This is a genomic window from Pseudomonas sp. 29 (assembly GCF_002754355.1).
GTDB classification, from domain to species: domain Bacteria; phylum Pseudomonadota; class Gammaproteobacteria; order Pseudomonadales; family Pseudomonadaceae; genus Aquipseudomonas; species Aquipseudomonas neuropathica.
The window spans coordinates 1,876,998-1,903,773 of the sequence record NZ_PEEY01000001.1; the positions used below are offsets into that span (position 1 = coordinate 1,876,998).

A 26,776-nucleotide genomic window follows, 5' to 3' on the forward strand; every position below is an offset into this window, starting at 1 on the left:
TGTCAGCGGGCGATGATCAGCGGATGCCCGCGCTCCGGGTGCGGCTGCACCAACACTTCGAGACCGAATACGGCCTGAAGCGTGTCCGGACGCAAAACCTGCTGCGGTGTATCCAGCGCCACCGGACGCCCACCCTCCAGCAGCAGAATGCGATCACAATAACGCGCCGCCAGATTCAGATCATGCAGGATCACCAACACCGCCGCGCCACGATCGGCAAACTCGCGTACGGCCTGCAGTGTCGTATGTTGATGCAGCGGATCAAGCATCGAAGTCGGCTCATCCAGCAACAGTGTCTGCCCGGCCTGCCCCGGCCAAAGCTGCGCGAGCACCCGCGCCAGATGCACACGCTGACGCTCGCCCCCGGACAGCGCCAGATAACTGCGACCACTCAAGTGCCCGGCATCAGCTGCCGTCAATGCCTGTGCGATGATTTCGGCATCCCGCACCCGCCCGCTTTGCCAAGGCAAGCGGCCCATGCCGACCACTTCCTCAACGCGAAAAGCAAAATCCAGGGTCGACACCTGAGGCAACACCGCCAGTCGTTGCGCGCGCTGCGGGCCAGTCCAGTGGCTCAACGCTTGCCCGTCGAGCGAAACCCCGCCCGCGCTCGCTGCCAGCTCACCGCACAAGGCACCGAGTAACGTACTTTTGCCAGCACCGTTCGGCCCAAGCACACCGAGCACTTCACCCGGTTCGACCTGCAACGAGACATCGCTGAGCACAGCCTTGCGACCCCGAAGGATGTGCAGATTCTGCGCACGCAACATCAGGCACGCCCTCGCAGCAGCAAATAGAGAAAGAACGGCGCACCGATAAACGCGGTGACGATGCCGATCGGCAACTCTGCCGGCGCCAGCGCCAGCCGCGCGACCAGATCAGCCAACAGCAACAGGCTCGCCCCCGCCAGCACTGAGGCCGGCAGCAACACTTTGTGATCCGGTCCCGCCAGCAAGCGCACCAGATGCGGCACCACCAGCCCGACAAAACCGATCATCCCGGCTGCCGCCACTGCTGCGCCAACCCCCAGCGCCGTGCAAAACACCAATTCACGCTTGAGCCGCTCGACATCAATGCCCAAATGACCAGCCTCGGATTCCCCGAGCAGCAAGGCATTCAGCGCTTTGGCGCGACGCGGCAACCACAACGCCACGCCGGCGCTGATGATCAGCAATGGCCACAACCGCGCGTAACTGGCGCCGTTGAGACTGCCCAGGTTCCAGAACGTCAGCGTACGCAAGGTCGCGTCATCCGCCAGATAAGTGAACAGCCCCACCGCCGAACCGGCCAGCGCCGTCAGTGCGATGCCCGCCAGCAACATGGTAGCGACGTTGATCTGGCCATTACGGCGACCCAGTCGATACACCAGCGCCGTCACGCCGAGGCCGCCGAGAAACGCGCAGACCGACAGCAGATACGGCCCGATCCATTCCGGCAGGCCGCCAAAAAAAGCACCGCCGACAATCGCGATCGCTGCGCCCAATGCCGCTCCGCTGGAAACACCGACCAGTCCCGGATCGGCCAGCGGGTTACGAAACAAGCCCTGCATCGCCACGCCAGACAACGCCAGCACACCGCCCACTGCAAGTCCCAGCAGCGTTCGCGGCAGACGAATCTGCCCAAGGATCAGTTCAGCCTGCTCCAGTCCGTCCGGTGCCAACGGCACACCAAGCATGCGTAACGCGGCACGCAACGTGTCGAACAGCGGCAGACTGACGGGCCCGAGTGCCAACGATAGCCAGATCGCCAATAAACACAGGAGCGTCAGGCCAATGAACAAGCCACGGGGTTTTACCAGTGTGGTCATTGGCCGCTCTTGGCCGGGTAGAAACCGTCAGTCAGGGTTTTCAGCGCCGCTGGCAAACGCGGCCCGAGCCCACCGACCAGCAGGGTCGGATCCAGCTCCAGCACACGCCCGGTCTTCGCGGCGCGACTTGAATTGAGAATAGGGTTTTCCTTGAACAGCGCCGCTTTCGCCGCCTCACCGGTCAACGCACGGTCGGCGAACACCAGCACTTCAGGATCGAGACTGGCGAGGGATTCCACGGAAAACGGCTTGTAACCCGTGTGCGTCGCCAGGTTATGTCCGCCCGCCTGTTGCAGCAACCAGTCGGCGGCGGTGTCCTTGCCAGCAATCAATGGCTTGCCACCGGCATGTCCAAGCAACAGCAACACACCCGGTGCTTTTTGTTTGGTCTGCACTTCAGTAACCCGAGCCTTCTGCGCATCGAGTTGCTGTTGATAACTTTGCAGCAGTTGCGCGGCCTGAGCCTGTGCGCCGAGCAATTGGCCCAAATGAGTAACGTTTTTCTCCAGCGTTGGCAGATCTGGCTGAGCCGAAAACAACGCCACCTGAACCTTGGCCGCTTTTACCTGCGACAGTACCGGTGGCGGGCCCATTTCTTCAGTGCCGATGAGAATGTCCGGACGCAGGCTGAGAATGCCTTCAGCGGAAAGGCTGCGCTGATAACCAATGCTTGGCAGCGCCTTCAACGACTCCGGATGCTGGCTGGTGGTATCGACGCCAACCAGTTTCGACTCGCCGCCCAATGTCGTTACCCACTCCGACAGCGCACCGCCGGCGCTGACCCAACGTTGCGGCAAATCGGCCGCTGCAGCCTGGTGGCTGACCAAAAGTCCGACACACAGCACGGCAACGCGGGTACTCAGGCGCATACACAGCTTCCTTGAATAAGGTTTTTTCCCGGGCATCCGGATGGCAGGCCAAGTATCCTCGACATCTGCCAGACGCCTGCGGGTGAAGGCCGCCATTTGATAATTGTTTGCATTTAAACGTCAAGCTCGGACATATCCAGACACGAGCGGACACTAGAGGATAGTCATGAAGCTTCTCTGCGCAGGCGCCGATCTGGCCGAAGCGAAAAGTCGTGGATTCGAGATCGACGGAAAAAAGCTGTTTGCCGTGCGTCGCAATGGTCAGGCCTATGTCTACCTCAATCGCTGCCCGCACCGGGGCGTGGGCCTGGAATGGCAACCCGACCGGTTTCTCGACCCGAGCAACAGCCTGATCCAGTGCGCCACCCACGGCGCACTGTTTCTGATCGAGGACGGTGAATGCGTCGCCGGGCCTTGCGCCGGGCAAGCACTCACCGCCATTTCTTGCCGGGAAGATGCGCAAGGGCTGTGGATCGATGTTTAACCGTTAAGCAGCACGTCGAGACGCCGGTCGATGACCATCTCTTCATGGTCCAGCCGCACGCCATACGCCAGCACCTCAACGCCACAAGCCACCGCTTCGAGAAGGGCATCGGCGTAGGCCGAATCGATTTCCTTCGCCGGCCGCACCGCGTCAATCCCGGTCAGATTGACGCAATACAACTGCACCGCCCGAATGCCGTCCCGCGCCAGATGCGCCAATTCACGCAAATGCTTGGCGCCGCGCTGGGTCACCGCATCGGGAAACGCCGCCACGGCGGTGCCGTCGAAACCGAGGGTGACGCTTTTCACTTCAACATAAGCCGGGCCGCTCGGGTATTCGAGGCGGAAGTCGATTCGGCTCTTTTCCTGCCCGTATGCGACTTCACGTTTCAATGCGGTAAAGCCGTTCAACTCGCTGATGACGCCGGCCTGCAGCGCCTCCTCGACCAAACCGTTGGCCCGTGCGGTATTCACGCAAAACAACCGACCCTGCGGGGTTTCACCAATTTCCCAAGTGCCCGGTAATTTACGTTTCGGGTCATTTGAGCGGCTGAACCAGACCTGCCCGCCTTCGACCTGACAGTTGAGCATCGAACCAGTGTTCGGGCAGTGAATGGTCAGCAACTCGCCGTCAACAGTTTCGATATCGGCGAGAAAACGCTTGTAACGACGGATCAGTCGCGCCTCTTCCAGAGCAGGATAAAAGCGCATCAGCCTTGCCAGCTCTTCAAGCCACGGGCAATACGCTCCACCGCTTCCTGTAAGCGAGGGAGGTTTTGCGTGTAGGCAAAACGCACGTGGTGGCTGGCCTGATAGCGACCGAAATCCAGACCCGGGGTGAACGCTACATGTTCGGTTTCGAGAAAATGTCGGCAGAACGCGAAGGCATCGCCGCCGAACTGGCTGATATCGGCGTAAAGATAGAACGCGCCTTCCGGCTCCACGGCGATGTTGAAACCCAACTCGCGCAACGCTGGCAGGAGGAAATCACGGCGGCGACCAAATTCGGTCCGACGCTCTTCCAGAATGGCGATGGTGTCCGGTTCGAAACAGGCCAACGCCGCATATTGGGCCATGCTCGGCGCGCTGATGTAGAGGTTCTGTGCCAGTTTTTCCAACTCGCTGACGGCAGCATCCGGCGCCACCAGCCAGCCGAGACGCCAGCCGGTCATGCCGAAATATTTGGAGAAACTGTTCAACACAAAAGCGCTGTCATCGACTTCCAGCACGCTCGCCGCATCGGTGCCGTAAGTCAGACCGTGATAGATCTCGTCCACCACCAGATGCCCGTGTTTCGCCTTGATGGCTGTGGATAACCCGGCCAGCTCATCGCGGGTCAGGATCGTCCCGGTCGGGTTGGCCGGCGAAGCGACCAATGCACCGACGCTGTCGTGATCCCAATGACGCTCGACCAGATCCGGAGTCAGTTGATAGCGCACGTCCGGGCCAACTGGCACCAGCTGCGCTGCGCCTTCGACCAGTCGCAGGAAGTGCCGGTTGCACGGGTAGCCCGGGTCCGCCAGCAGCCAGTGTTTCCCCGGATCGACCAGTAATGCACTGGCCAGCAACAGCGCACCGGAACCGCCCGGCGTGATCAGAATCCGCCGCGGATCGATGTTCAGGCCATAGCGCGATTGGTAAAAACCGGAAATCGCCTCGCGCAATTCAGGAATGCCGCGCGCAGCGGTGTAACGGGTCTTGCCCGCCGTTAAAGCGGCCTGCCCGGCACGGATGATCGGCTCGGCAGTAGTAAAGTCCGGCTCGCCGATTTCCAGGTGGATCACGTCGTGGCCTTCAGCCTGTAATTCATTGGCCCGCGCCAGCAGCGCCATCACATGGAACGGTTCGATCGCACGACTGCGCGCACTGTAGGGCTGAGCCATTGGTTTTCCTTCGGCAGGGAAAAAGAGACGATTCTACCCATCTGCCGGAACGAGCGAGAACCCGCAGCGGTCACAGCCTCAAGAACGCTGGACTGTAACGATATGAGCGTACGCTCCAGGATTGACTAAAATCAGTGATTGAACAGGTCTTCAGCACCACCAGACACGGCTTGCCAAACATTTGCAAGCGCCACCCGCCGGGGCCTCGACATCCGGGAGTAGCGCAGGCCGAATTGATCTGGTAAGTTCGCCCGCTTGCAGCCGCAGGGCCGGCAGGTGTCGGTGATGGAGCAATCCTGCGCAATGGATTACAAGAGTAGAGGCGGTCCATTTCATGCCCACCCAAGCAAAGCAACAGCAGCAAACGGCGATCAGTGGCTTCGAACCTTACGTTCAGGCCAAAGACGAAGAGTACATGGGCAAACCCATGCGCGCGCACTTCACCAAGATCCTGACCAAGTGGAAACTGGACTTGATGCAGGAAGTCGACCGAACTGTTGATCACATGAAGGACGAAGCGGCCAACTTTCCCGATCCGGCCGACCGTGCCAGTCAGGAAGAAGAGTTTGCCCTTGAACTGCGTGCCCGTGATCGCGAGCGCAAGCTGATCAAGAAGATCGACAAGACACTGCAACTGATCGAAGACGGCGAATACGGCTGGTGCGATTCGTGCGGTATCGAGATCGGCGTCAAGCGCCTTGAAGCCCGTCCTACCGCCGACATGTGCGTCGACTGCAAGAACCTGGCTGAGATCAAGGAAAAGCAGGTCGGCAAGTAATCTCGACCTGAACGAAAAACGGAGCGTGCGAACGCTCCGTTTTTGTTTCTGCCTTTTGCCTTTTGTAGGAGTGAGCCTGCTCGCGATAGCGGTGGGTCGGTCGATATCGGTGTTGAATGTCACACCGCTATCGCGAGCAGGCTCACTCCCACAGGTTGACCTGCGTATAGCCTGAAAAGTAGCTTCGTCTCCATGACTGCCAAAATATCCCCCGCCTACATCGGCCGCTTCGCCCCAACCCCCAGTGGCCACTTGCACTTCGGTTCGCTGGTTGCCGCCCTCGCCTCTTACCTCGACGCTCGCTCGGTCAGCGGTCGCTGGCTGGTGCGCATGGAAGATCTCGACCCGCCCCGCGAAGAACCCGGCGCACAAGCGGCGATTCTCAAGGCGCTGGAAAGCTACGGCTTTGAATGGGACGGCGACATGGTGCGCCAGAGCGATCGCCACGACGCCTACGCGGACGTGCTCAACAGCCTGTTCAATCACGGCCTCGCTTACGCCTGCACGTGCTCGCGCAAACAGCTCGAAGCGTATAACGGGATTTATCCGGGCCTGTGCCGCAATGCCGGCCACGATCAGCAAGACGCCGCTATCCGCCTGCGCGTACCCGAACTGGAATACCACTTTATCGACCGCGTGCAAGGCGAATACCGCCAGCATCTGGGTCGCGACGTCGGCGATTTCGTGATCCGCCGCCGTGACGGTCTCTACGCCTATCAACTGGCGGTGGTGCTGGATGATGCCTGGCAAGGTATCACCGACATCGTGCGTGGTGCCGACCTGCTCGACTCGACGCCGCGCCAACTCTATCTGCAAGAGTTGCTGGGGTTGCGCCAGCCGCGCTATCTGCACCTGCCGCTGATTACCCAACCGGACGGCAACAAACTCGGCAAGTCCTATCGCTCGCCGCCGCTGCAAGCTGATCAAGCCACACCATTGTTGCTGCGCGCCCTGCGTGCTCTGGGGCAAAACCCTGGCGCTGAACTGGCCCACGCCTCACCGCAAGAATTACTCAAGTGGGGCAGCGCACACTGGGATGCCACGAAGATCCCGCGCACACTGACCCTGCCCGAAGCGCAACTGCTATGACGACACTTGCAGTCGCGCGCCCATCCGTTACCATCGCCGCACGTTTTCGGGCACGCGCATAAAAAAGAGAGGCCGGGATGTACATCTATCGCTTGGTCCTGCTTTTAGTCGTGGGGATCTACCTGTTTTCCCCCGCCATCATGGATTGGTGGATCGACGCTACGGGCGCCTGGTATCGCCCCTATCTGCTCTGGCTGATCCTGATTGTCGTGACCTTCATCCTGCAGAGCCAAAAAGATGCCGATGAGCTTTAGCCTGACCCAGATGATCCTGATCAGCGCCGCGTACCTGGCGGTGCTGTTCGGCGTCGCCTGGATCAGCGAACGGGGCATGATCCCGCGGGCGATCATTCGCCACCCGCTGACCTACACCTTGTCGCTGGGGGTTTACGCCAGTGCGTGGGCGTTCTACGGCACGGTCGGCCTCGCCTATCAGTACGGCTACGGCTTTCTGTCCAGTTACCTCGGCGTGTCCGGCGCATTTCTGCTGGCGCCGGTGTTGCTCTATCCGATCCTGAAAATCACCCGCACCTATCAACTGTCGTCGCTGGCGGATCTGTTCGCGTTTCGCTTTCGCAGCACCTGGGCCGGCGCGCTGACCACTATTTTCATGTTGATCGGTGTGCTGCCGCTGCTGGCGTTGCAGATTCAGGCGGTGGCCGACTCCATCGGCATTCTGACCGGCGAGCCGATCCAGAGTCGCGTCGCGCTGGCGTTCTGTGCGCTGATCATCCTGTTCACGATTTTCTTCGGTTCCCGGCATATCGCCACCCGTGAGAAGCACGAAGGACTGGTGTTTGCGATTGCCTTCGAGTCGGTGATCAAACTGATCGCTCTTGGCGGCGTCGGCCTGTATGCGTTGTACGGCGTGTTCGACGGCCCGCAACAGCTTGAGATTTGGCTGCTGCAAAACCAGACTGCCCTCGCCGCGCTGCACACGCCGTTGCAGGAAGGCCCGTGGCGTACGCTGCTGCTGGTGTTCTTTGCCTCGGCGATCGTGATGCCGCACATGTATCACATGACTTTTACCGAAAACCTCAACCCGCGCTCGCTGGTCAGTGCGAGCTGGGGCCTGCCGCTGTTCCTGCTGCTGATGAGCCTGGCGGTACCGCTGATTCTCTGGGCCGGCCTCAAACTCGGCGCCACAACCAACCCGGAATACTTCACCCTCGGCATCGGCATCGCCGCCAACAGCAAACCGCTGGCGTTGCTCGCCTATGTCGGCGGTTTATCGGCGGCCAGCGGGCTGATCATCGTCACCACGCTGGCGCTGTCGGGCATGGCGCTGAACCACTTGGTTTTGCCGCTCTACCAGCCGCCGGCCGAAGGCAACATCTACCGCTGGCTGAAGTGGACCCGCCGCGCGCTGATCGTCGCGATCATCATGGCCGGTTTCGGTTTCTACCTGATGCTTGGCGCCGAGCAGGATCTGGCCAACCTCGGCATCGTCGCGTTTGTCGCGACCCTGCAATTCCTGCCCGGGGTGTTGTCGGTGCTGTACTGGCCGACCGCCAACCGTCGCGGCTTTATCGCCGGTCTGCTGGCGGGCATTCTGGTCTGGGTAGTGACCATGCTGCTGCCGCTGGTCGGCAATCTGCAGGGTTTCTACATCCCGCTGCTGAACATGATTTACGTGCTCGACGACACCAGTTGGCACATGGCGGCAATCGCCTCGCTGGCTGCAAACGTCTTGATGTTCACGCTGATCTCGCTGTTCACCAACGCCAGCCCGGAAGAAGCCAGCGCCGCCGAAGCCTGTGCGGTAGACAACGTCCGTCGTCCGCAGCGCCGTGAACTGCATGCGGCCTCGCCACAGGAATTCGCCACACAACTGGCCAAACCGCTGGGCGCCAAGGCTGCGCAGAAAGAAGTCGAGCAAGCGTTGCGTGACCTCTATCTACCATTTGACGAACGCCGTCCTTATGCACTGCGCCGTTTGCGTGACCGTATCGAGGCCAACCTTTCCGGTCTGATGGGCCCGAGCGTGGCGCAGGACATGGTGGAAACCTTCCTGCCCTACAAGGCGGGTGGCGAAAACTACGTGACCGAAGACATCCACTTCATCGAAAGCCGCCTCGAGGATTACCACTCGCGCCTCACAGGCCTGGCCGCCGAACTCGACGCCCTGCGCCGTTACCACCGCCAAACCTTGCAGGAACTGCCGATGGGCGTCTGCTCGCTGGCCAAGGATCAAGAGATCCTGATGTGGAACAAGGCCATGGAAGAGCTCACCGGAATCGCCGCCCAACGCGTGGTCGGTTCGCGCCTGAGTACCATCGGCGAGCCGTGGAAAGAGTTACTCCAGGGTTTCATCAACCTGCCCGACGAGCATTTGCACAAACAGCACCTGGCCCTCGACGGTCAGACGCGCTGGCTGAACCTGCACAAAGCGGCAATCGACGAACCGTTGGCACCGGGTAACAGCGGCCTGGTGCTACTGGTCGAAGATTTGACCGAAACGCAGATGCTCGAAGACAAACTGGTGCACTCCGAGCGTCTGGCCAGCATTGGTCGTCTCGCGGCGGGTGTGGCTCACGAAATCGGCAACCCGATCACCGGCATTGCTTGTCTTGCGCAAAACCTGCGCGAAGAGCGTGAAGACGACGGCGAACTGACGGAAATCAGCGGGCAGATTCTCGAACAGACCAAACGTGTGTCGCGCATCGTCCAGTCGTTGATGAGTTTCGCCCACGCTGGCAGCCATCAGCACAGTGACGAGCCCGTTTGTCTGGCAGAGGTCGCTCAAGATGCAATCGGCCTGCTGGCCCTGAACCGACGCAATTTCGAGGTGCAGTTCTACAACCTCTGCGATCCTGATCATTGGGTCGAAGGCGATCCGCAGCGACTCGCCCAGGTATTGATCAACTTGCTCTCCAACGCCCGCGACGCCTCGCCGCCGCACAGTGCGGTACGGGTCAAGAGTGAAGCCGGCGAACACACGGTCGATCTGATCGTCGAAGACGAAGGCAGCGGTATTCCGAAGAACATCATGGATAGATTGTTCGAACCCTTCTTCACCACCAAGGATCCTGGCGAAGGCACCGGTCTGGGCCTTGCACTGGTCTATTCCATCGTTGAAGAGCATTATGGACAAATCACCATCGACAGCCCGGCTGATGTACAAAGCCAACGCGGCACCCGTATCCGGGTGACCTTACCGCGTCATGTCGAAGCGACGTCCGCTGTGAACTGAGACCGTCGAGAGTATCGAATCAATGCCGCACATTTTGATCGTCGAAGACGAAACAATTATCCGCTCCGCCTTGCGCCGCCTGCTGGAACGCAACCAGTACCAGGTCAGCGAAGCCGGTTCAGTGCAGGAAGCACAAGAACGCTTCACCATTCCTACGTTCGATCTGATCGTCAGCGATCTGCGTTTGCCGGGCGCGCCGGGTACTGAGCTGATCAAGCTCGGCCAGGGCACACCGGTGCTGATCATGACCAGCTATGCCAGCCTGCGCTCGGCGGTCGACTCGATGAAGATGGGCGCGGTGGACTACATCGCCAAGCCTTTCGACCACGATGAGATGCTTCAGGCTGTCGCGCGGATCCTGCGTGATCGCCAATCGGCACCGGCGGCCGGCGAAGCAGTTGCCAGTAAACCGGCCAATGGCAGCGGCAAATCCGCCGTCGACAACAGCAATGGCGAGATTGGCATCATCGGCTCCTGCCCACCGATGCAGGACTTGTACAGCAAGATCCGCAAAGTCGCGCCGACCGATTCCAATGTATTGATCCAGGGCGAGTCTGGCACCGGTAAAGAACTGGTGGCCCGCGCACTGCACAACCTGTCGAAACGCGCCAAGGCGCCGATGATCTCGGTGAACTGCGCAGCCATTCCGGAAAGCCTGATCGAGTCCGAACTGTTCGGCCACGAGAAAGGCGCATTCACCGGCGCCAGCGCCGGGCGTGCCGGTCTGGTCGAAGCGGCGGACGGCGGCACCTTGTTCCTCGACGAAATCGGCGAACTGCCACTGGAAGCTCAGGCTCGCCTGCTGCGTGTGTTGCAGGAAGGCGAAATTCGCCGTGTTGGCTCGGTGCAGTCGCAGAAGGTCGATGTACGCCTGATCGCGGCCACTCACCGCGACTTGAAGAGCCTGGCGAAAATCGGCCAGTTCCGTGAAGACCTTTATTACCGTCTGCACGTGATCGCGTTAAAACTGCCGGCCCTGCGCGAGCGCGGCGCCGACGTCAACGAGATCGCCACGGCTTTCCTCGCTCGCCAAAGTGCGCGCATCAACCGTACCGACCTGAAATTTGCCGCGGATGCCGAACAGGCGATTCGTCATTATTCCTGGCCGGGTAACGTGCGTGAACTGGAAAACGCAGTCGAGCGCGCGGTGATTCTGAGCGAAAGCGCGGAAATCTCCGCCGACCTGCTGGGCATCGACATCGAGCTGAGCGATCTGGAAGACGACGAGTTCATCGGTCTGCCGCCACAAACGCCGGGTAACGCCAGCAACAGCAGCCACGAGCCGACCGAAGACCTGTCGCTGGAAGACTACTTCCAGCACTTCGTTCTCGAGCATCAGGACCACATGACCGAGACCGAACTGGCGCGCAAACTGGGCGTCAGCCGTAAATGTCTGTGGGAGCGCCGTCAGCGTCTAGGCATCCCACGGCGCAAGACCGGAGTCGCCAGCGAGAGCTGAACGTTACCTGTCGAGTGTGCGGGTAACGCTTGAAGATGTGAAAAAACTGTTACCTCAGTCGATTCACGTAACAGAAGCCGGGGTTATCGGTAACGAAACCCCGGCTTTTTTTCGCCCCGACAAAACGGTTATATCGACCTAACCCCTTGTTTTATTGGGTTTCGCAAAAGTTGGCACGGCCCCTGCTATATGTTTGGTACAAGAACAATAACAAGCAATGCACAAGACAATAAAAATAAGACGAATCGACTCACGCACAATAAAAACAAGACGGCGAGAGGCGCAGCTAACTGATTCTTTTGGAGAGGCGTTGTATTTGGGGCTTGCCCCACGACCAGGCCGAGAACAACAAAAACTGTCCTAAGACAGAGCCTGTACTGGTTGGATCGAGAGATCACTGCAATTCAGCGACCAAAGCAATCCGTTTGCTCTTGGCTCCCGATTGGGAGGGTCACGAAGGAAACACTTCGTGGCGAGGGCACTCAACAAAAACAAGAAGCCCGAATCAATAATAAAAAGAGCACGCAACTACTTCTTGGGGAGCTTCGGCTCCCCTTGTAGTTTCTCCCTTCCGGCAAAATCCTTCGAATTTCCCTTGCTCGCCCCTTGCAGCTTGGGGCTTACAGCTCAAATCTGCCGTGTCCTACACCATCCCCCGACTAAATGCTAGAATCTGCGCCCATCATGCGGTCATTCTTTGGTATGGCCGAACATTCCTTCAAACAGTGCATCCCATGCTGAAGAAGCTGTTCCAGTCATTCCGAACTCCCGTGCGTCGTACGCAACACATCCGCAGCACCCCTGAAGTGCTCAACAGCGGCCAACATTCGCTGCAGAAAACGCAATTCAGCCGCTACGCGGTGAATATCGTCGAACGCCTGCAAGGTGCCGGTTACCAGGCTTATCTGGTCGGCGGTTGCGTGCGTGACATGCTGCTGGGCATCACGCCCAAGGATTTCGACGTCGCCACCAGCGCCACCCCCGAGCAAGTCCGTGCCGAATTCCGCAATGCGCGGATCATAGGCCGTCGCTTCAAACTGGTGCACATCCATTTCGGTCGCGAAATCATCGAAGTCGCGACCTTCCGCGCCAATCACCCGGTCAACGAAGACGACGAAGACAGCAACCAGTCTTCGCGTAACGAGAGCGGGCGGATTCTGCGCGACAACGTTTACGGCACCCTGGAAGAAGACGCGCAACGCCGCGACTTCACCATCAACGCCCTGTATTACGATCCGGTCAGCGAGCGCATCCTCGACTACGCCAACGGCGTACACGATATACGCAACCACCTGATCCGTTTGATCGGCGATCCGAAGCAGCGTTACCAGGAAGATCCGGTACGCATGCTGCGCGCCGTGCGTTTTGCCGCCAAGCTCAATTTCGGCATCGAGAAGCACACGGTTCAGCCGATCCGCGAACTGGCGCCGATGCTGCGCGAGATTCCGTCGGCACGCCTGTTCGAAGAAGTACTCAAGCTGTTCCTTTCGGGACACGGCGCAATCACCTTCGAAATGCTGGTCGATCTGCAACTGTTCGCCCCGCTGTTCCCGGCCAGTGCCGATGCGCTGGAACACAACCCGGAATACACCCACACGCTGATCAGCGAAGCGCTGACCAACACCGACTTGCGCATCAAGCAGAACAAACCGGTGACCCCGGCGTTCCTGTTTGCCGCACTGTTGTGGCCTGCTTTGCCGGCTCGCGTGTTGCGCTTGCAGGAACGTGGCATGCCGCCGATTCCAGCGATGCAGGAAGGCGCGCACGAGCTGATCGCCGAACAATGCCAGCGCATTGCGATTCCGAAACGCTTCACGATGCCGATCCGCGAGATCTGGGACATGCAGGAGCGCCTGCCACGCCGCAGCGGCAAACGTGCCGACCTGTTGCTGGACAATCCGCGTTTCCGCGCCGGTTACGACTTCCTCCTGCTGCGTGAAAGCGCCGGCGAGGAGACTGATGGCCTCGGTGAATGGTGGACGGATTATCAGGACGCCAACGACAGCGAACGTCGCGACATGATCCGCGACCTCAGCGGCAAGGGCGATGACGCCAGTGGTGCTCCGCGCAAACGTCGCCGCAGCAGCGGTTCCAAGCGCAAACGCGCCGGCGCCCCGAGCGCTACAGGCGAATAAAGGCATGGAACGCATCTACATCGGCATGGGCAGCAACCTCGCTGACCCGGCCGAACAGTTGCGCAGCGCCGTCGAGGCGCTGGGGCAACTGCCGCAGACCACACTCGCGGGCGTTTCCGCCTTCTATCAAAGCGACTCGTTGCTGCCAGGCCAACCGCGGTACACCAACGCGGTCGCTGCGCTCGACAGCGATTTTGCGCCGATTGAACTGCTCGACGCGCTGCAAGCCATCGAGAATGATCAGGGCCGCGAGCGTCTGGAGCGCTGGGGCCCGCGCACGTTGGACCTGGATATTCTGCTGTTCGGTGATCGCTTGATCGATGAACCGCGCCTGAAAGTCCCGCATTATCAGATTCAGGAACGTGCGTTCGTACTCTATCCCCTTGCCGAACTGGCGCCGCAAGATCTGCGTCTGGCCGATGGCCGCACCTTGTCCGAGCTGCTGGCAGCCTGCCCGTTCGTCGGCCTGGAACGCCTCCCCCACGCCTGACACAAATCCGCCCTTTGTAGGAGTGAGCCTGCTCGCGATAGCGGTGGATCAACCAATAAATCTTTGGCTGACAGAACGCTATCGCGAGCAGGCTCACTCCTACAGGGATTGCGCCACATCCAGATTTATTGTCCGACAAAAACCCCGCGAATCAGGCCCGCCGCAGCGCTGAATCGCATCAGTAACGCCGGTAACACTCCCCTCGTAACAATGCGGTAACACACGCAATTGACTTCCTGTTGGCTCATCACGACTATAGGCGTCCCGCTGCCGCCAACCCGGCACATACGGGCGCAATCCAGGCCTTATAAGCACGACAAAAGAGCGTGCGCCTGAGTAGATGAAGAATCACGCGCGTTACTCGCAGTAGTTTCCAGAGCGCCTGAACGAGGATTTTTTACATGCCAGCCATCACCCTGACCACGCTCCAGAGCCTCAAGCAGAAAGGTGAAAAGATCACCATGCTGACCTGCTATGACGCGACCTTCGCCCACGCCTGCAACGAGGCTGGTGTCGAAGTGCTGCTGGTGGGCGACTCCCTCGGCATGGTCCTGCAAGGTCACGACAGCACTTTGCCGGTGACCACCGCAGAAATGGCCTACCACACCGCTTGCGTCAAACGTGGCAATACCGATGCCCTGATCCTGGCTGACTTGCCGTTCATGGCCAACGCCACCCTTGAACAAACCATGACTAACAGCGCCATGCTGATGCAGGCCGGTGCGCACATGGTCAAGGTCGAAGGTCAGCTGTGGCTGGCCGAGTCGATCCGTCTGCTCGCCGAGCGCGGTGTACCGGTATGCGCGCACATGGGCCTGACTCCGCAAGCAGTGAACATTCTCGGCGGCTATAAAGTGCAGGGCCGTAACGAAAATCAGGCGCGGCAGATGCGTGCCGATGCGATCTCGCTGGAACAGGCCGGCGCCGCCATGCTGCTGCTCGAATGCGTACCGAGCGAACTGGCTGCCGAAATCAGCCAGGCGGTGAAGATTCCAGTCATCGGCATCGGCGCCGGTAACGCCACTGACGGCCAGGTCCTGGTACTGCACGACATGCTCGGCCTGTCGATCACTGGCCGCGTGCCGAAATTTGTCAAAAACTTCATGCACGGCCAGGACAGCATCCAATCCGCGCTGAAGGCTTACGTCAACGAAGTCAAAGCCACCACGTTCCCTGGCATCGAACACGGATTCTCTGCATGAACACCGTTAAAACCGTACGCGAACTGCGCGCCGCCGTAGCCCGCGCCCGCAGCGAAGGCAAGCGCATCGGCTTTGTGCCGACCATGGGCAACCTGCACAGCGGTCACGTTGCACTGATCACCAAAGCCACCCAACGGGTGGACTTCGTGGTCGCGAGTATTTTCGTCAACCCGCTGCAGTTCGGTGCCGGCGAAGACCTCGATAAATACCCGCGCACGTTGGCAGCGGATCAGGAGAAGCTGCTCGAAGCCGGTTGCTCCCTGCTCTTCGCGCCGACTGTCGAAGAAATGTACCCCGACGGCATGGCCGGTCAGACTCGGGTCAGCGTGCCGCAGTTGTCCGAAGGCCTGTGCGGCGCCAGCCGTCCGGGGCATTTCGAGGGTGTAGCGACCGTCGTCAGCAAACTGTTCAACATGGTCCAGCCGGATCTGGCGATTTTCGGCCAGAAGGATTACCAGCAACTGGCGGTGATTCGCGCGCTGGTGCACGACTTGAACATGCCGATCCAGATCATTGGCGAACCGACTGTGCGTGCCGCCGACGGCCTGGCGCTGTCATCGCGCAATGGCTTCCTCAACGAGGAACAGCGCGCGGTGGCTCCGGTGGTCTATCGCTCGCTGAGCAACATTGCCGAGTTGATCAAGCAAGGCCAACGCGACTTCCCGGCAATGATCAGTGCCCAGGTACAGCAGCTGGAAGCGGCGGGCCTGCGTCCGGATTACCTGGAAATCCGCCATGCACTGACCCTGCGTCCGGCGACGCCGGAGGATCGTGATCTGGTGATTCTGGTGGCGGCGTTTCTTGGCACTACTCGGTTGATCGACAACCTGCACCTGAATCTCGACACCCCCGCTTGAAAACATCGCAATACCCCCTGTAGGAGTGAGCCTGCTAGCGATAGCGGTGTGTCAGTCAGCATTAGTGTTGAATGACACACCGCTATCGCGAGCAGGCTCACTCCTACAGTGGTTTTCGGTGTTATGAAAATTGCGTTTCAAGCCTTATTGCCGCCCCTAAAGCCTTCGGGCACACTGCCCGCCGTTCGATTCCAACCCGGGAAAATCCCTCATGCACGCGATCATGCTCAAGGCCAAACTGCACCGCGCCGAAGTCACTCATGCGGTGCTCGATTACGAAGGTTCGTGCGCTATCGATGGCGAGTGGCTGGACTTGTCCGGCATTCGTGAATACGAGCAGATCCAGATTTATAACGTCGACAACGGCGAGCGTTTCACCACCTACGCGATTCGTGGCGAAGAAGGCTCGCGGATGATCTCCGTCAACGGCGCCGCAGCGCACAAGGCCAAGGTTGGCGACCGTGTGATCATTTGTGCCTACGCCCATTACAGCGAAGCGGAACTGGTCAATTTCAAGCCGCGCATGCTCTACATGGCGCCAGGCAACGAGCTGAGCCACACCAGCAACGCCATCCCGGTTCAGCTCGCCTGATCCCGATTTTGCCCCGCCCCCTCCGTTTGTCGGCCAAATCCCGGTCTCGATGTTAAAAAAGTACAGGGATCTGGTCAGACAAAGTCAAGACAGAACGCAGCGCGAGGTTTACTGTATTCGCCCTGTGTCCAGAAATCGTGTCGACGCAGTTGATCCCATGCCCAAACATGGCGTGCCGGGTCTGTTCAGTGTTCAAAAGGCCGTTCAAGTAAAAAGGAAAACCGCAGCGATGGCGTATTACCTCACTCCTCAAGACGTTACCGCTCTGCCCGCCTGGCAAGCGTTGAAAGATCACCGCCAAGCCATGCAGGATTTCAGCATGCGCGAAGCCTTCAACGCCGATCCGCAGCGCTTCAACCAGTTCACCCTCAGCAGCTGCGGACTGTTTCTCGATTATTCGAAGAATTTGATCAACGCCCAGACCCGCAACCTGCTGGTCGGTCTGGCCAATGAAGTCGATCTCAAAGGCGCCATCAAAGCGCTGTTTGAAGGCGAAATCGTCAACACGTCCGAAGGCCGCCCGGCGCTGCACACCGCCCTGCGCCGCCCGGTAGGCGACAAGCTGTCGGTCAACGGCGTCAACGTGATGCCGGAAGTCCACAAGGTCCTGAACCAGATTACCGATCTGGTCGGCCGCATCCACGACGGTCTGTGGCGCGGTTACACCGAGAAGCCGATCACCGACGTGGTGAACATCGGTATCGGTGGCTCGTTCCTCGGCCCTGAGCTGGTTTCCGAAGCGCTGCTGTCGTACGCACAGAAAGGCGTGCGTTGCCATTATCTGGCGAACATCGACGGCAGCGAATTCCACGAACTGACGCAGAAACTGCGCGCCGAGACCACGCTGTTCATCGTTTCGTCGAAATCCTTCAACACCCTCGAAACCCTGAAGAACGCGCAGGCTGCGCGCGCCTGGTACCTGGCGCAGGGCGGTTCGGAGGCCGAGCTGTATCGTCACTTCATCGCCGTATCGAGCAACAACGCAGCGGCCGTTGCGTTCGGTATCCGCGAAGAAAACATCTTCCCGATGTGGGACTGGGTCGGTGGTCGTTATTCGCTGTGGTCGGCCATCGGTTTGCCGATCGCCCTGGCCATCGGCATGTCCAACTTCAAGGAACTGCTGTCCGGCGCCTACACCATGGACCAGCATTTCCAGACCGCGCCGTTCGAACAGAACATGCCGGTGCTGCTGGCCCTGCTCGGTGTGTGGTACGGCAACTTCTGGGGCGCGCAAAGCCACGCGATCCTGCCGTACGACCACTATTTGCGTAACATCACCAAGCACTTGCAACAGCTGGACATGGAATCCAACGGCAAGAGCGTGCGTCAGGACGGCACGCCGGTGTCGACCGATACCGGTCCGGTGATCTGGGGCGGCGTCGGCTGCAACGGTCAGCACGCCTACCACCAGTTGCTGCATCAAGGTTCGCAGTTGATTCCGGCCGATTTCATCGTGCCGATCGTCAGCTTCAACCCGGTCTCCGACCACCATCAGTGGCTGTACGCCAACTGCCTGTCGCAGAGCCAGGCGCTGATGCTCGGCAAGACCTTGCCGGAAGCCGAGCAGGAACTGCGCGACAAGGGCATGAGCGAAGATGAAGTGCACAAGCTCGCGCCGCACAAGGTGATCCCGGGCAACCGTCCGAGCAACACCCTCGTGGTCGAGCGCATCAGCCCGCGTCGTCTCGGCGCACTGGTGGCGATGTATGAACACAAAGTGTTCGTGCAAAGCGTGGTCTGGGGCATCAACGCCTTCGACCAATGGGGCGTGGAACTGGGCAAGGAACTGGGCAAAGGCGTTTACAACCGTCTGGTCGGCAGCGATGAAAGCACTGCTGATGACCCTTCCACTCAGGGCTTGATCAACTACTTCCGCGGTCGTCACCGCGGTTGATGTGATGGTTCGGCCCACAAGGTTTGGCTCAACCCAAATCCTGTGGGCACAGAAATCCCTTGTAGGAGTGAGCCTGCTCGCGATAGCGGTGAATCAGTCAGCATTGATGTTGAATGACACACCGCTATCGCGAGCAGGCTCACTCCTACAGTTGTTTTGGGGGCATTCAGAATCAGCTTCAGCCATCAGATTCCTGATCCGGCTTGAACCCTTCGCCCGCTCGGCGCATCTTTATTCCTGTCGCACCACAAGAATAAGGAACCGTCATGTTCGATATCAGCACGTTCCCCAAAGCCGATGCCGTCCGCCGGGCTGCGCAATTGAGTCAGGAAGACTATCGGCGCCTGTACCGCGAATCCATTGAACACCCCAGCACCTTCTGGGCCGAACAGGCCACGCGGTTCCTCGACTGGAGCACGCCGTGGCAGACCGTTCAGCGCTACGACCTGAAAACCGGTGAAGCCGCCTGGTTTGCCGGTGCGAAACTGAACGTCAGTTACAACTGCATCGACCGTCATCTGGCCAAGCGCGGCGATCAGACCGCCCTGCTCTGGGAGGGCGACGACCCTGCCGAATCGGCGCAAATCACCTACAAAAAACTTCACCACCACGTCTGCCGACTCGCCAACGTGCTGAAAAGCCGTGGCGTGAACAAAGGCGACCGGGTGTGCATCTACATGCCGATGATCCCCGAGGCCGCATACGCCATGCTCGCCTGCGCGCGGATCGGCGCAATCCATTCGGTGGTGTTTGGCGGTTTCTCCCCTGACTCCCTGCGTGACCGCATCCTCGATGCCGATTGCCGCACGGTGATCACCGCCGATGAAGGCGTGCGCGGTGGCAAGTTCGTCCCGCTCAAGCAGAACGTCGACAAAGCCCTGCAAAGTTGCCCCGACGTCAGCACCGTCGTGGTGGTCGAACGCACCCAGGGCAAAGTCGATTGGGTCGAGGGTCGTGACCTCTGGTATCACCAGGCCGTGCGCGAGGTCAGCGACGATTGCCCACCGGAGCCGATGGACGCCGAAGACCCGCTGTTCATCCTCTACACCTCCGGCAGCACCGGCAAACCCAAAGGCGTGCTGCACACCACCGGCGGCTACCTGCTGCAAGCGGCGATGACCTTCAAGTACGTGCTCGATTACCGCGACGGCGAAGTGTTCTGGTGCACTGCTGACGTCGGCTGGGTCACAGGTCACAGCTACATTGTCTACGGCCCGCTGGCCAATGGTGCGACCACGCTGATGTTCGAAGGCGTGCCGAGCTATCCGAGCAGTTCGCGTTTCTGGCAGGTGATCGACAAACACAAAGTCAATATCTTCTACACCGCGCCGACCGCCCTGCGCGCGTTGATGCGTGAAGGTGCCGAACCGTTGAAGGAAACCTCGCGCGCCAGCCTCAGATTACTCGGCAGCGTCGGTGAGCCGATCAATCCGGAAGCGTGGGAATGGTATTTCAATGTCGTCGGAGAACAGCGCTGCCCCATCGTCGACACTTGGTGGCAGACCGAAACCGGCGGCATCATGCTCAGTCCCCTGGTCAGCGCCCAGCGAATCAAGCCTGGCTGCGCCACCCAACCGATGTTCGGCGTGCAACCGGTGCTGCTCGATGAGCACGGCAAGGAAATCAAAGGCGCCGGCAGTGGCGTGCTGGCGATCAAGTCGAGTTGGCCGGCGCAGATCCGCAGCGTCTATGGCGACCCGCAGCGCATGGTCGACACCTATTTCAAACCCTACCCCGGCTACTACTTCACCGGCGACGGCGCACGCCGCGATGAGGACGGCGATTACTGGATCACCGGGCGCATCGATGACGTGATCAACGTCTCCGGTCACCGCATCGGCACCGCCGAAGTGGAAAGCGCACTGGTATTGCACGACAGCATCGCCGAGGCCGCCGTGGTTGGTTACCCCCACGACGTCAAAGGTCAGGGCATCTACGCCTTCGTCACTCCCATGAACGGCACCGAACCCAATGACGAGTTGAAGAAAGAATTGCTGGCCCACGTCAGCAAGGAAATCGGCAGCTTCGCCAAACCGGATCTGATCCAGTGGGCGCCGGCCTTGCCGAAAACCCGTTCAGGCAAGATCATGCGGCGCATCTTGCGCAAGATCGCCTGCAACGAACTCGACAGCCTCGGTGATACCTCGACCCTGGCCGATCCGAGTGTGGTGCAAGGCCTGATCGACACGCGCCTCAATCAGTAACACCCCGGGCGCGGTCAACCGGTCGCGCCTGGCCTTTCTCACTGAGTGGTCATGGAATTCATCCGCAGCCGTATCGAACAGCAACTCATGAGCCTGACCGGGCTGTCGCTTGGTCAGCTCGACCTGGAAAACCCCAAGGGCGATCCCGGCCTGTTTGGTCCGGACTCGATCAGTTGGCAGGTGCACGGCGATTTCAGCAGCATGTTGATCGGCGGTATCAGCGCGTTGTTGCTACAAGCTTTGCATCCGCTGGCGCTGGCCGGGGTTTGGGATCATTCGAACTTTCGTGAAGACATGCTCGGGCGTTTGCGGCGCACCAGCCAGTTTGTATCCGGTACCACGTTTGGCTCGCGCCGGGACGCCGACTGGTTGATCGAGAAAGTGCGCACCATTCATTTGCAGGTGGTCGGCACGGCGCCTGATGGCCGGCCCTACGCAGCCAGCGATGCGGATTTGTTGACCTGGGTGCATGTGGCGGAAGTGAGTAACTTTCTGGCGGCGCATTTGCGTTATCGCAATCCGCAGTTGTCGGGGGCAGATCAGGATCGTTATTACACGGAAATCGCCGTGATAGCCGAACGCCTGGGCGCGCGCGATGTACCGAAATCGCGGCAAGCCGTGGCCGAGTATCTGCAACGCATGCGCCCGCAGTTGCTGTGCGACGAGCGCAGCCGTGAGGTTTTGCGCCTGCTGCTCGACGCGCCGGCGCCGAGTGTTCTGGCGCGACCGTTTGGCGATCTGATGATGAAGGCCGGGATCGACCTGTTGCCGGACTGGGCCAGCGACATGCTCGACGTCCGCCAGAGTTCGCTGCAACGGCAACTGATTCGCGCCAGCGTCCGGCGCAGCGCACCGATGCTGCGCTGGGCAATGCGCAATGGTTCGGTGCAACGGGCCAAACGCCGGATGGGCTTGAGCTGAAAACTTCGTCGGACGCCTTCGCGAGCAAGCTCGCTCCCACAGGAGATCTAATTTGCACCATGGATCCCATGAGGGAGCGAGCCTGCTCGCGAAGGGCGCAACTCGATTGCCCGCCAAGCTGCTAAACTCCCGCGCCCCCATTCTCACCAGCAAGGCGCCCGCATGTCTTCCTTGAATCAGGCGCTGCGCGCCGCCCTCGATCAACGCCAGGATCTGCTGGCCGAGTTGCACCGCCAGGGCACCGATTGCTATCGGCTGTTCCACGGCAGCCAGGAAGGCGCCGGCGGCCTGACCATCGACCGCTACGGCCCGCAACTGCTGGTGCAAAGCTTCCACCAGACGCTGGAGCGTGACGACCTGCTGCAACTGCACGCCATGGTTAATCAGAGCCTGGGGATGGAAACCTTGCTGGTTTACAACGACCGATCCCGAGGCAACTCGCGCATTGACCGTGAAGACAGCGTCTACAAAGCTGAAGACGCGGCACTGGCCGATCTGGTCGGCCACGAATGGGGCCTCAACTACCGGGTGCGCGGACGCCATGCCGGGCAGGATCCCTTGCTGTTCCTCGATCTGCGCAACACCCGTGGCTGGGTCAAGGATCACGCCCAAGGCAAATCCGTGCTCAACCTGTTCGCCTACACCTGCGGCGTCGGCCTCAGTGCGGCCGCCGGTGGCGCGCGTGAAGTGTGCAATCTGGATTTCGCCGAAGGCAATCTGGCGGTCGGTCGCGAAAACGGCCTGCTCAACCCGCAGTTGCCGGAGATGGAATTCATCCAGTCGGACTACTTCCCGGCCATCCGCCAACTCGCCGGGCTGCCGATCAGTCAGCGCCGTGGACAAAAACTGCCGAGCTACCAGCGCCTCGATCAGCGCCAATACGATCTGGTCCTGCTTGATCCGCCAGCGTGGGCCAAGAGCGCATTCGGCACTGTCGATTTGCTGCGCGACTATCAGAGCCTGCTCAAACCGGCCCTGCTGACCACCGCCGACAATGGCGTGCTGATCTGCTGCAACAATCTGGCGAAAGTCAGCATGGACGACTGGCGCGAGCAGGTGCTGCGCTGTGCCGAGAAGGCCGGGCGACCGGTGCGTGAGTGGAGCGTGATGACCCCAGGCGCCGACTTCCCGTCGATGGATCAGCAACCGCCGCTGAAAACCCTGATTCTGCAGCTCTGAAGCGCTCGCGCGGCGGCAACTGTTCCCCTGTGGGAGCGAGCTTGCTCGCGAAGGCGTCGTGTCAGTCGGCATCTTGATCAACTGGACGACCGCTTTCGCGAGCAAGCTCGCTCCCACATTTTTTGTGATTACAGAGAAATCTGAACAATCCTGCAGCACGGCTGTTACTTCGGAACCAGAATCGCGTGCCATACTCCAAGGCACTCCGATTCAGACAGATGAAGCCGCACATGCCCAAAGGATTGATTCGCGCGATTGGCGCCTCGTTGACTGCTCTGGCCCTCTACAGCCTGCTGGGGTTTCTGATTTTGCCGGGCATCGCCCTGCGCGTGGCCAATCAGCAACTGGCCAACTACGCAACAGTGCCTGCGCATATCCAGCGTATCGAGCTCAACCCGTTCAGCCTTGAAGTTACCTTGTGGGGGCTGGTCATCGGCGAGCCGGGCAAGGAACAGGTCGGTTTCGATCGCCTGTACGCCGACCTGCAAATCGACAGTCTGTGGACCAAAGCTCTGCATCTGGCCAACATCGAGCTGGACAAGCCAAAGACCGAAATCCTTTTCGCCAAAGACGGCAAGCTCAACCTGCTCGGCCTGTTCAATGTGCCGGCCAGCGAGCCGACACCGGCCGACCCTGACGCCAAGCCCTTCCCGCTGCGCATCGACAACATCAAACTGGCCGGCGGCGTCGTGCACTTTGAGGACGTGCGCCCGAGCGAGCCGATCGAATTCCTCTACGACGACCTCAGCTTCGAACTGAAAAACCTCAGCACCCTGCCCGAAGACAGCGCCGACATGACCCTGGTCGCCATCGGCCCTGCCGGTGGCCGGATCGACTGGAGTGGCAATTTCAGCCTGATCCCGTTCACTTCCGAAGGCACCCTGAAAGTCACCGACGGCAAGATGAAAGCGTTCTGGCCCTACGTGCGTGACTCGGTACCGCTGGTACTCGAAGATGGTGTGATCAGCCTCAGCAGCGAATACAAACTCAATCTGTCGAAAGAAACCGAACTGCAGTTGAACAATGTCGCAGTGAGCATCGCGCCATTCGCCATCAAGGCTCCGGACGGGCGGCCACTTGTGAAACTTGAACGCCTCGACGTCAGCGAGACCTCGGTGGATCTGGCCAAACAACAAGTCGTAGTCGGCAAGATCCGCAGCCAGAAACTGGAAACCTGGGCTGCCCTTGAAGCCGACGGCCAGCTGGACTGGCAGAAACTGTTCGCCAGCCAACCGTCCAAACCTGCCGCCAAAGCCGCCGCAGAACCGGCGAACACGCCAGCCGCTGCAGACTCGCCGAAAGCTGAACCGACTGCGCCGAGCAAGCCTTGGCAAGTGCTGCTCAAAGACGTGCAATTGCGCAATTACACCGTGCATCTGGCCGACCGCTCGGCCAAACCGGCAGTAGCACTGGACATCACCCCGCTGAATGTCGACCTGCAAGACTTCGACAGCCTCAACGGCTCGCCCTTCAAGCTCAAGCTCGATAGCGGCGTGGGCAAGCAAGGCAAGATCACGGCTGACGGCACGGTCAATCTCGCTCCGGTCAACGCCCAGCTCAATGTAAAAACCCAGGACATCGACCTGCGAGTCGCGCAGTCTTACATCAACCCGTTCATTCGCCTGGAACTGCGCAGCGGCATGCTCGGCAGTGATCTCAAGGTCAATCTCAAGAGCACCGAGCCGCTGGCCCTAAGCGTCACCGGGCGCGCGCAGATCGATCAACTGCACACCCTCGACACCCTGAAAACCCGCGATTTCCTCAAGTGGCAGCAGGTCGTGGTCGAAGGCTTGAACTATCAGCACGGCGACAGCCTGTCGATTGACAAGGTCAACCTGTTCCAGCCGTATGTGCGGTTCATGATCAACGATGATCGCACCACCAACATCGATGACCTGCTGATCCCGCAGCCCGCCGACAGCGGCACCAAAAGCGCAGCAGCGAAACCGGCCAGCAACGAGAAACCGCTGGGCATTCACATCGGCGGCATCGCCATCAACGACGGTTCGGCCAACTTCGCCGACTTCAGCCTGACGCCGAATTTCGCTACCGCCGTGCAGCAACTCAATGGCCAGATCGGCACCATCGACAGCCGTCAGGCGAAACCGGCCAGTGTCGACATCAAAGGCAAGGTCGACCGCTATGCACCGGTGACCATCAAGGGCGCGGTCAATCCGTTCGACCCGATGGCCAGCCTCGACATCGCCACCAGTTTCAAACGTGTCGAGCTGACAACGTTGACGCCCTACTCCGGCAAATTCGCCGGTTACCGTATCCGCAAGGGCCGGCTCAATCTCGACCTGCATTACCTGATCACCAAGGGCCAGCTCAAAGCCGAAAACAAAGTGGTGGTCGAGCAATTGCAGCTCGGTGAGAAAGTCGACAGCCCGGATGCTGTGAGCCTGCCACTGAAACTGGCGATTGCCTTGCTCAAGGACGTAGACGGCAAGATCTCCATCGAATTGCCGGTGACCGGCGACTTGAACAACCCGCAGTTCAGCGTGATGCCGATTGTCTGGCAGACCCTGCGCAATCTCATCGTCAAAGCCGCTGCCGCACCCTTCAAAATGATTGGCGGGCTGATCAGTGGTGGCAGTTCGCAAGACCTTGGCACCGTGTCGTTTGCTCCGGGTTCCAGCGAGTTGAGCAAGGATGCCGAAGCGGCGCTGATCAAACTGTCTCAAGCGCTGAAGGAGCGTCCGGCACTGCGTCTAGAGATCGAAGGCACTGCCGCCAAAAGCAGTGACGGCCCGTTACTCGCCGAGCAACGCCTGGAACGTGAATACCAGTACAACTACTACAAGATGCTCCAACGTCGCGGCGATAAAGTCCCGGCCCAAGCTTCGTTGCTGCAAGTGCCAGACAGCGAAAAAGGTCCACTGCTCGAAGGCATTTACCGCACCCGTCTGAAAACCCAGCCGCCAGCCGAATGGAAGGATCTGGGCAAGGAAGAACGCACGGCGAAGATGCGCGAAGGCGTGATCAAGTTCTGGAGTGGCAGCGAGGTGTTGTTGCGTCAGTTGGGTCAGGACCGTGCCAGCAGCATCAAGGATTATCTGGTCGATAAAGGCCAGCTGGCAGACGACCGCGTGTACTTCATCGACGCCAGTCTCGGTGAAGCCGAGAGCGATGGCCGCGTGGTGACGCAAATGCACCTGGATGCCGAATGATGAAACTGCAGTGGCTGGCCTTGATCGCAATGACCTTCGCGGCCAGCCACGCCTCGGCGTCCGATACCCTGCGCTGCGGCAGTCAACTGATCAGCCTGGGCGACCGTTCCAGCGAAGTCCTGCAAAAGTGTGGTGAGCCGGTCAGCCGTGATGTCTTGGGTTACAAGCGCAGCGCCAACCGCCGCGAGGAGTTTCAGGTCGAGGAATGGACCTATGGTCCGAGCAACGGCATGTACCAATACCTGCGCTTCGAAGGCAATCGCCTGCGGCAGATCAACAGCAAACGCGGTAACTGATCCAAATCACTTACCCATGTGGGAGCGAGCTTGCTCGCGAAGGCGTCTGGTCAGTCAAATCCATTGTGACTGGCATACCGCTTTCGCGAGCAAGCTCGCTCCCACAGTTGTTTTGCGGTGCCCTTCGACTCTTTCGTCCCTGAAATAGAACAGGCCCCGACACAAGTGCCGGGGCCCGTAATGGTCACATCCGTGTGACCGTTCGCATGAACTCTAAAGTTGCGGCAGACGTATGGCTCGGCCCGTCTGTCGCGCCTTCTCCCGGTCCAGGCGAGA

At 60.0% G+C, this 26,776-nt stretch carries 22 protein-coding genes; 17 read left to right on the top strand and 5 right to left on the bottom strand.

Annotation, left to right across the window (positions count from 1 at the left end; translation table 11 throughout):
- Positions 1–2: 2 nt before the first annotated feature.
- The 3 genes from CLU80_RS08675 to CLU80_RS08685 are packed head-to-tail and all read right to left on the bottom strand — an operon-like array spanning position 3 to position 2,676.
- On the bottom strand, positions 3–767 hold the full coding sequence (locus CLU80_RS08675; protein WP_502694638.1) for a heme ABC transporter ATP-binding protein: 765 nt from the start codon (positions 765–767) through the stop codon (positions 3–5).
- 2 nt (positions 768–769) lie between these two features.
- Entirely contained in the window at positions 770–1,807 is a 1,038-nt protein-coding gene (locus tag CLU80_RS08680) for a FecCD family ABC transporter permease (protein WP_099757199.1), read from the bottom strand.
- Positions 1,804–2,676 carry a heme/hemin ABC transporter substrate-binding protein gene (locus CLU80_RS08685; RefSeq protein ID WP_099757200.1) on the bottom strand — a complete coding sequence of 291 codons (873 nt, stop codon included), beginning with the start codon at positions 2,674–2,676 and terminating at the stop codon, positions 1,804–1,806. The genes CLU80_RS08680 and CLU80_RS08685 overlap by 4 nt, the downstream gene beginning before the upstream one ends.
- Positions 2,677–2,842: 166 nt before the next feature.
- On the opposite strand from CLU80_RS08685, the gene CLU80_RS08690 reads away from it, so the two are divergent.
- Complete coding sequence (locus CLU80_RS08690) at positions 2,843–3,160, top strand: Rieske (2Fe-2S) protein (RefSeq protein WP_093434921.1); 318 nt, start codon at positions 2,843–2,845, stop codon at positions 3,158–3,160.
- Here CLU80_RS08690 and sfsA read toward each other — a convergent pair.
- Together sfsA and CLU80_RS08700 are read right to left on the bottom strand one after the other, a co-directional pair.
- The gene (gene sfsA, locus CLU80_RS08695; RefSeq protein WP_093434919.1) at positions 3,157–3,870 is read right to left on the bottom strand and encodes a DNA/RNA nuclease SfsA; all 714 of its coding nucleotides are present in this window, start codon (positions 3,868–3,870) and stop codon (positions 3,157–3,159) included. The two genes, CLU80_RS08690 and sfsA, sit on opposite strands and share 4 nt — an antisense overlap.
- Positions 3,870–5,042: a pyridoxal phosphate-dependent aminotransferase gene (locus tag CLU80_RS08700; protein ID WP_099757201.1), complete on the bottom strand. Its 1,173-nt coding sequence runs from the start codon at positions 5,040–5,042 to the stop codon at positions 3,870–3,872. The genes sfsA and CLU80_RS08700 overlap by 1 nt, the downstream gene beginning before the upstream one ends.
- Positions 5,043–5,376: 334 nt before the next feature.
- Between CLU80_RS08700 and dksA the strand changes: the two genes are divergently transcribed.
- From dksA to CLU80_RS08795, 16 genes are all read left to right on the top strand, one after another.
- Positions 5,377–5,820 carry an RNA polymerase-binding protein DksA gene (gene dksA, locus CLU80_RS08705; RefSeq protein WP_007909922.1) on the top strand — a complete coding sequence of 148 codons (444 nt, stop codon included), beginning with the start codon at positions 5,377–5,379 and terminating at the stop codon, positions 5,818–5,820.
- Between the two features lie 192 nt (positions 5,821–6,012).
- The gene (gene gluQRS, locus CLU80_RS08710; protein WP_099757202.1) at positions 6,013–6,909 is read left to right on the top strand and encodes a tRNA glutamyl-Q(34) synthetase GluQRS; all 897 of its coding nucleotides are present in this window, start codon (positions 6,013–6,015) and stop codon (positions 6,907–6,909) included.
- A 77-nt stretch (positions 6,910–6,986) separates the two neighbouring features.
- Positions 6,987–7,163, top strand: coding sequence for a hypothetical protein (locus CLU80_RS08715; protein ID WP_003176118.1), 177 nt, complete (start codon positions 6,987–6,989; stop codon positions 7,161–7,163).
- Positions 7,147–10,101: a sensor histidine kinase gene (locus tag CLU80_RS08720; RefSeq protein ID WP_175559618.1), complete on the top strand. Its 2,955-nt coding sequence runs from the start codon at positions 7,147–7,149 to the stop codon at positions 10,099–10,101. Before CLU80_RS08715 ends, CLU80_RS08720 begins: the two co-directional genes overlap by 17 nt.
- A 22-nt stretch (positions 10,102–10,123) precedes the next feature.
- Positions 10,124–11,560 carry a sigma-54-dependent transcriptional regulator gene (locus CLU80_RS08725; protein WP_093434911.1) on the top strand — a complete coding sequence of 479 codons (1,437 nt, stop codon included), beginning with the start codon at positions 10,124–10,126 and terminating at the stop codon, positions 11,558–11,560.
- A gap of 734 nt (positions 11,561–12,294) precedes the next feature.
- Positions 12,295–13,695, top strand: coding sequence for a polynucleotide adenylyltransferase PcnB (locus CLU80_RS08735; protein ID WP_064118692.1), 1,401 nt, complete (start codon positions 12,295–12,297; stop codon positions 13,693–13,695).
- Between the two features lie 4 nt (positions 13,696–13,699).
- On the top strand, positions 13,700–14,185 hold the full coding sequence (folK, locus tag CLU80_RS08740; protein ID WP_099757203.1) for a 2-amino-4-hydroxy-6-hydroxymethyldihydropteridine diphosphokinase: 486 nt from the start codon (positions 13,700–13,702) through the stop codon (positions 14,183–14,185).
- A 401-nt stretch (positions 14,186–14,586) separates the two neighbouring features.
- Positions 14,587–15,387, top strand: a complete 801-nt coding sequence (gene panB, locus CLU80_RS08750) for a 3-methyl-2-oxobutanoate hydroxymethyltransferase (RefSeq protein ID WP_093434905.1) — start codon at positions 14,587–14,589, stop codon at positions 15,385–15,387.
- Positions 15,384–16,244: a pantoate--beta-alanine ligase gene (gene panC, locus CLU80_RS08755; protein WP_099757204.1), complete on the top strand. Its 861-nt coding sequence runs from the start codon at positions 15,384–15,386 to the stop codon at positions 16,242–16,244. Before panB ends, panC begins: the two co-directional genes overlap by 4 nt.
- 211 nt (positions 16,245–16,455) lie before the next feature.
- The gene (panD, locus tag CLU80_RS08760) at positions 16,456–16,836 is read left to right on the top strand and encodes an aspartate 1-decarboxylase (RefSeq protein ID WP_003205654.1); all 381 of its coding nucleotides are present in this window, start codon (positions 16,456–16,458) and stop codon (positions 16,834–16,836) included.
- 229 nt (positions 16,837–17,065) lie between these two features.
- Entirely contained in the window at positions 17,066–18,730 is a 1,665-nt protein-coding gene (gene pgi / locus CLU80_RS08765; RefSeq protein ID WP_093434901.1) for a glucose-6-phosphate isomerase, read from the top strand.
- Between the two features lie 266 nt (positions 18,731–18,996).
- Positions 18,997–20,934 (top strand): acetate--CoA ligase, encoded by a 1,938-nt coding sequence (gene acs / locus CLU80_RS08775; RefSeq protein ID WP_099757206.1) that lies wholly within the window; start codon positions 18,997–18,999, stop codon positions 20,932–20,934.
- A gap of 51 nt (positions 20,935–20,985) precedes the next feature.
- Complete coding sequence (locus CLU80_RS08780) at positions 20,986–21,855, top strand: oxygenase MpaB family protein (RefSeq protein ID WP_093434896.1); 870 nt, start codon at positions 20,986–20,988, stop codon at positions 21,853–21,855.
- 162 nt (positions 21,856–22,017) lie between these two features.
- Positions 22,018–23,034: a class I SAM-dependent rRNA methyltransferase gene (locus CLU80_RS08785; RefSeq protein WP_093434893.1), complete on the top strand. Its 1,017-nt coding sequence runs from the start codon at positions 22,018–22,020 to the stop codon at positions 23,032–23,034.
- A gap of 218 nt (positions 23,035–23,252) precedes the next feature.
- Positions 23,253–26,204 (top strand): DUF748 domain-containing protein, encoded by a 2,952-nt coding sequence (locus CLU80_RS08790; protein ID WP_099757207.1) that lies wholly within the window; start codon positions 23,253–23,255, stop codon positions 26,202–26,204.
- Positions 26,204–26,500 carry a DUF2845 domain-containing protein gene (locus tag CLU80_RS08795; protein ID WP_093434887.1) on the top strand — a complete coding sequence of 99 codons (297 nt, stop codon included), beginning with the start codon at positions 26,204–26,206 and terminating at the stop codon, positions 26,498–26,500. The genes CLU80_RS08790 and CLU80_RS08795 overlap by 1 nt, the downstream gene beginning before the upstream one ends.
- The last annotated feature ends 276 nt before the right edge of the window (positions 26,501–26,776 follow it).

Excerpts from the sequence above, each read along its gene's own strand:
- CLU80_RS08680 (WP_099757199.1), bottom strand. The coding sequence starts at position 1,807 with ATGACCACACTGGTAAAACCCCGTGGCTTGTTCATTGGCCTGACGCTC.
- CLU80_RS08685 (WP_099757200.1), bottom strand. The coding sequence starts at position 2,676 with ATGCGCCTGAGTACCCGCGTTGCCGTGCTGTGTGTCGGACTTTTGGTC.
- CLU80_RS08690 (WP_093434921.1), top strand. The coding sequence starts at position 2,843 with ATGAAGCTTCTCTGCGCAGGCGCCGATCTGGCCGAAGCGAAAAGTCGT.
- sfsA (WP_093434919.1), bottom strand. The coding sequence starts at position 3,870 with ATGCGCTTTTATCCTGCTCTGGAAGAGGCGCGACTGATCCGTCGTTAC.
- CLU80_RS08700 (WP_099757201.1), bottom strand. The coding sequence starts at position 5,042 with ATGGCTCAGCCCTACAGTGCGCGCAGTCGTGCGATCGAACCGTTCCAT.
- dksA (WP_007909922.1), top strand. The coding sequence starts at position 5,377 with ATGCCCACCCAAGCAAAGCAACAGCAGCAAACGGCGATCAGTGGCTTC.
- gluQRS (WP_099757202.1), top strand. The coding sequence starts at position 6,013 with ATGACTGCCAAAATATCCCCCGCCTACATCGGCCGCTTCGCCCCAACC.
- CLU80_RS08715 (WP_003176118.1), top strand. The coding sequence starts at position 6,987 with ATGTACATCTATCGCTTGGTCCTGCTTTTAGTCGTGGGGATCTACCTG.
- CLU80_RS08720 (WP_175559618.1), top strand. The coding sequence starts at position 7,147 with ATGCCGATGAGCTTTAGCCTGACCCAGATGATCCTGATCAGCGCCGCG.
- CLU80_RS08725 (WP_093434911.1), top strand. The coding sequence starts at position 10,124 with ATGCCGCACATTTTGATCGTCGAAGACGAAACAATTATCCGCTCCGCC.
- CLU80_RS08735 (WP_064118692.1), top strand. The coding sequence starts at position 12,295 with ATGCTGAAGAAGCTGTTCCAGTCATTCCGAACTCCCGTGCGTCGTACG.
- folK (WP_099757203.1), top strand. The coding sequence starts at position 13,700 with ATGGAACGCATCTACATCGGCATGGGCAGCAACCTCGCTGACCCGGCC.
- panB (WP_093434905.1), top strand. The coding sequence starts at position 14,587 with ATGCCAGCCATCACCCTGACCACGCTCCAGAGCCTCAAGCAGAAAGGT.
- panC (WP_099757204.1), top strand. The coding sequence starts at position 15,384 with ATGAACACCGTTAAAACCGTACGCGAACTGCGCGCCGCCGTAGCCCGC.
- panD (WP_003205654.1), top strand. The coding sequence starts at position 16,456 with ATGCACGCGATCATGCTCAAGGCCAAACTGCACCGCGCCGAAGTCACT.
- pgi (WP_093434901.1), top strand. The coding sequence starts at position 17,066 with ATGGCGTATTACCTCACTCCTCAAGACGTTACCGCTCTGCCCGCCTGG.
- acs (WP_099757206.1), top strand. The coding sequence starts at position 18,997 with ATGTTCGATATCAGCACGTTCCCCAAAGCCGATGCCGTCCGCCGGGCT.
- CLU80_RS08780 (WP_093434896.1), top strand. The coding sequence starts at position 20,986 with ATGGAATTCATCCGCAGCCGTATCGAACAGCAACTCATGAGCCTGACC.
- CLU80_RS08785 (WP_093434893.1), top strand. The coding sequence starts at position 22,018 with ATGTCTTCCTTGAATCAGGCGCTGCGCGCCGCCCTCGATCAACGCCAG.
- CLU80_RS08790 (WP_099757207.1), top strand. The coding sequence starts at position 23,253 with ATGAAGCCGCACATGCCCAAAGGATTGATTCGCGCGATTGGCGCCTCG.
- CLU80_RS08795 (WP_093434887.1), top strand. The coding sequence starts at position 26,204 with ATGAAACTGCAGTGGCTGGCCTTGATCGCAATGACCTTCGCGGCCAGC.